The sequence below is a fragment of the Streptomyces griseus subsp. griseus genome (assembly GCF_000720255.1).
Taxonomy (GTDB): domain Bacteria; phylum Actinomycetota; class Actinomycetes; order Streptomycetales; family Streptomycetaceae; genus Streptomyces; species Streptomyces griseus_I.
The window spans coordinates 1-3859 of the sequence record NZ_JOJE01000093.1; the positions used below are offsets into that span (position 1 = coordinate 1).

General features: G+C 70.5%; 8 protein-coding genes and 1 pseudogene. 2 read left to right on the forward strand and 7 right to left on the reverse strand.

Annotated features, from left to right (window positions below):
- The 6 genes and pseudogenes from IG99_RS43075 to IG99_RS43100 all read right to left on the reverse strand — a co-directional run.
- Positions 1-194 (reverse strand): hypothetical protein (locus IG99_RS43075; protein ID WP_037684461.1); only part of this gene is annotated, 194 nt, incomplete at its 3' end.
- A gap of 24 nt (positions 195-218) precedes the next feature.
- Positions 219-413: a hypothetical protein gene (locus tag IG99_RS43080; RefSeq protein ID WP_037684464.1), complete on the reverse strand. Its 195-nt coding sequence runs from the start codon at positions 411-413 to the stop codon at positions 219-221.
- A gap of 16 nt (positions 414-429) precedes the next feature.
- On the reverse strand, positions 430-621 hold the full coding sequence (locus IG99_RS43085; RefSeq protein WP_037684465.1) for a mobile element transfer protein: 192 nt from the start codon (positions 619-621) through the stop codon (positions 430-432).
- A 1-nt stretch (position 622) separates the two neighbouring features.
- Positions 623-808, reverse strand: coding sequence for a hypothetical protein (locus tag IG99_RS43090; RefSeq protein WP_037684468.1), 186 nt, complete (start codon positions 806-808; stop codon positions 623-625).
- Positions 809-811: 3 nt separating this feature from the next.
- Positions 812-1453 carry a DUF2637 domain-containing protein gene (locus tag IG99_RS43095; protein ID WP_037684469.1) on the reverse strand — a complete coding sequence of 214 codons (642 nt, stop codon included), beginning with the start codon at positions 1451-1453 and terminating at the stop codon, positions 812-814.
- Positions 1454-1537: 84 nt separating this feature from the next.
- A pseudogene (locus tag IG99_RS43100) lies at positions 1538-2335 on the reverse strand (FtsK/SpoIIIE domain-containing protein); the annotation flags it as partial.
- An 11-nt stretch (positions 2336-2346) separates the two neighbouring features.
- Between IG99_RS43100 and IG99_RS43105 the strand changes: the two are divergent.
- The gene (locus tag IG99_RS43105; RefSeq protein ID WP_037684471.1) at positions 2347-2775 is read left to right on the forward strand and encodes an ATP-binding protein; all 429 of its coding nucleotides are present in this window, start codon (positions 2347-2349) and stop codon (positions 2773-2775) included.
- On the forward strand, positions 2769-3149 hold the full coding sequence (locus IG99_RS43110) for a hypothetical protein (protein WP_037684472.1): 381 nt from the start codon (positions 2769-2771) through the stop codon (positions 3147-3149). The genes IG99_RS43105 and IG99_RS43110 overlap by 7 nt, the downstream gene beginning before the upstream one ends.
- Positions 3150-3628: 479 nt before the next feature.
- Here IG99_RS43110 and IG99_RS51260 read toward each other — a convergent pair.
- Positions 3629-3859: hypothetical protein (locus IG99_RS51260; protein WP_234312176.1), on the reverse strand; the 231-nt coding region annotated here is incomplete at its 5' end.

A 3859-nucleotide genomic window follows, 5' to 3' on the forward strand; every position in this document is an offset into this window, starting at 1 on the left:
ACGGAGATGGCCGTGACGGCGACGGCGGCCAGGAGCGCGGTGAGGACGACTCCGCCGACGAGGACGGCCGCGACGGTCTTCTGATCGATGGAGACCGAGGGGAGCGCGGGCCGCCGAGCCGGGGCCGGGTCGGTGGGGGCGTGGGTGTGGGTGGGCTGTGGAGTGGGGTTGTCCTGGTACTTGGGCAGGAACACGGCTGCGATCAGCTGTCTACTCGTCTAGATGTGTTGGCCGTTTATGACGGTTACGCCGGAGCGCGTGCCGGACTCGATGGCGGGGGCGAGGAAGGTGTGCGAGAGCCAGAAGCCGAAGAGAGCGATGAGGACGACGATCCAGGTACGGACGCCGAGGTACTTGACCGCCGCCCAGGCGAAGAAGCCGAGGACGACGACGAGGGGGAGGTTGAGCGTCACGGGGTGCGGGGTCCTTTCAGCGGACGGGGCAGCGGTGGGTGCGGGCGGCGAGTTCGGCGGCGGCGCGGCTGTCGTAGTCGGCGGAGAAGTTGCAGCGGGGGGCGGTGCAGGCGGCGGTGTGCTTCTCGCGGCCCCGGTGGTCGTAGGCGGTGCCGACCTGGACGGGGCCGATGCGGGTGACGTTGCGGAAGCGGCGGTTGGCGGGCATGTCAGGGCTCCTCTCGCGGCGTGGGGGCGGGGAAGGCGTCGAGGATCCGGGCGGCGTCGGCGGGGTCCGGGGTGCAGTCGGCCGCCGCTTCGGCAAGGAGTCGGGCGAGTGCGGGCCGACCGCTGGCGGCCATCTGGCGAGCCGCGTCGAGGTAGTCGGCGGCGGTGTTGAAGGTGAAGAGCGGCACGGGTCAGCTCCCTGTCGGTGTGAGGTGGCCGGCGATGGCTTCGGCCATGGGTGCCGGGACGCCAAGGCGGGCCCGGAGGGTCGGGGTGTCGATCGGGGCGCCGGTCCGGGTGTGGTGCTCGGCGGCGACCTTGCGGGCGTGGTGGATGAGGGCGGCCGGGACCGGGACGGGAGGGGCTTCCGGCGGTGCCTCGATGGCGGGCAGGTTGGGGGCGAGTGGCTCAGGTGGGGGTTCGGGGTCGTCCTCCTGGTCGTCGATGGCTTCGGCGGCCGGGGCCGTCTGGGGTGTCGAGTGGGCGAGGAGGGTGCCGCCGAGGAAGGCGACGGCGGGCCAGCCCGCGACGAGGATGCGCAGCCAGGCCGGTACGTCGGCGAGGTCGAGCAGGCCGGCGGTGGCGACGTTCGCGCCGAGGGAGGCGGTGATGGCGATGACGAACCAGCACCAGGCCGCCGTCTTCCCTGTGCCGGAGCGCAGTCGACGCCAGGCGGCGACGAGCAGCAGGTCTACGGACACGGGGTAGGCCCAGGCTTTCCAGCCGTCTTGTCCGGCGGCCATGGCGATGTCGTGGATGTGGGCGAAGGACAGCGCGGCGGCGATGAGGGCCTGCACGAGCACCGCATCTACGCGAGCCAGTTGGGCGCGCATGAGGGCGGCTCCTTCCTGGTTCAGGCATGGGAGGGGTAGGGACGTGGCGTGAGGCGGTCACGCCGACCAGGGAGGGAAGGGGTGTCAGTCGGTGACGGGGTGCGGCTGGACGGCCGGAACGGGGGCCTCAACGGTCCCTGCGGGTACAGCGGGCCGGAAGGGCTTCAGCGCGGGCAGGTCGGGCACCAGGTGGGCCGTCTCCTGGCAGATGTCGGCGGCGTCGCCGAGGGAGAGGTAGGGGGTGCGGATGCGGGACCAGCCGCCGGACGTGTCCCCCGCGACGGCGAGGCCGGGCAGCTCAGGGGCAATGGCGCAGGCAGCCCCGACCGCTTCCGGGGCGATGTCGCCGAGCGCCATCTTGGCGGAGGCTTCATCGTTGACCCGGTGGCAGACCCGGCCGGTGAGCTGGGCCCGGAGCATGGTCGCGCCCTTGCCGAGTTCGGCACCGAAGCGCTGCCCGCAGACTTCGAGGTAGATGCCGGCCGCGCGGCCGAGCTGGGCGAGGCGGATGAGCTGAGTGACCATCTCGTCGCGCCGTTCCTCGTCCTTCTTCGTGGCGACGAGGAAGAGTTCCGCCACCTCGTCCACGAACAGCACGACGGGCACGGGCCGTTCGCTCTCGGGCAGACCCCAGATGTCCGAGGTGATCTCCTCGTCCGGGGTGCCGGGGGCGATGCCCTGCCGGGCCCTGAGCAGGTCGTATCGGTCCTCCATCTCTTTGACCAGGACGGGCAGCAGCTCGGCGACCTCATCCGGCTCCGTGGCGAGGGCGGACAGCCGCAGGGCGAACGGGGCCAGCTCGACACCGCGCTTGCAGTCGAAGCCGACCAGGGCGACGTTCTGACGGGCGAGCCCGGAGACGAGATGCCGCAGGTACATGGACTGGAACTTGTATGCACGAGTATACGAGTATGACGCGAGTCTGGGGACTGTCTTGCCCAGGTTTCCCGGAAGAGGTCAGCCGAGCCCGCCGCTGGACCCGTGACATCCTGCGCGGCTCCCCTTTTGCCGAGGACGCCGAACTGATCGTGAGCGAGCTGAGCGCCAACGCGATCCTCCACACGGCCAGCGGCCGGGACCAGGGCAGCTTTCACCTGGCCGTCGCGGTGTCCGCCCAGGTGGTAGCCGTCTCGGTGACGGACGACGGCGGCACGGGCACGGCCCCGAAGATCGAGCACCAGAACCAGGACGCCGAAGGCGGCCGCGGACTCGGCATGGTCAGCACGATCGCCCACCGGGTCGTCGTCCACGACAGCGAGGCCGGCCACACGGTCACCGCGGAGCTCTTCACGGACGCACGACGAGGAGGGCACCTGTGCTGAAGACGACCACGGGCCCCGGCTTCTGGTGCGAGTGCTGGACACAGAACCTGGACGCGCGACAGGCACCGGCGCTCTTCGGCTCCTACGACGCGTACGACGTCGTGGAGGCGAACAACTGGGTAGCCACGATCCTCCGCACCATCTCACCGGCACTCGACACCGCAGCCTGCGCGGAGGCATGGGAACGGCTCTACGACCACCGCATCGACACCCGGCGAGCGCTCTTACGACGCGAGCCCTGGACTGCATCCGTCATCCACGCCAGCACGCGCATCACATGGACGGTGCGACCGGTGCTCTTCCTGCCCCTTGCGCACCGCCAGGGCAGCGAACTGCCGACTTGTGCGTACGACTTCAAACCCCTAACACCCTGAGCGGCCGTCAAGTATCTACCGGGACCGGACAGCCCCAGACGCCCGACTGCGTTACAACTTTCTCTACTGGTTCAAGGCGCCGCGCATGCGCGGCGCGGCGCCCGCCCGGTCCGCGCGCCGCCGCTCCTGCCTCCGTCCCGCTCCGGCGGCCGGCCCGAACGGGCGCCGGAGCAGCAGCTTGCGCCAAACCGAGAAGACTCATGGGGCTCTGCCCCACACCCCGGCCCTCTCTCGGAGGGGGTCGGGGCTTGCGTTTGTCCCCAGCTGCATCGTGGTGCGGAATGGTTGGTCGCGGGGTGGGTCCCTCCTCGGCCGGCCACCGGAGGCGTACCAGGAACCTCCAGGGGCCGCCAAGGCCAAGCGCAAGCGTCACGACGTGAGCCTTGGCGGCCCCTGAAGAACCCTGGTACGGCGAAGCTGCCCGACCGAGGAGGGACCCACCCCGCTCTGGCTGGACCCATGCGGAGGCCCGGAACTGCTCAGCCGGGCCTGAGCCGTTGACGGCAACGCTGACGGCAACCGGAGTGGACATCAGCGCACGCCAGCAGACGGCGACGGACTGACAACTCGCGGCCGACCTGCGAAAACCCAGCTCGGAAGAGCATGTCCTCCACACGTACTATGTGCTGGCGGGTGAGACGCCGGTACTCGTTCACAACAGCAACTGCGGCATTCGCCCGCACGACAAAGCCCGTGGCGCTGCCGGTGTC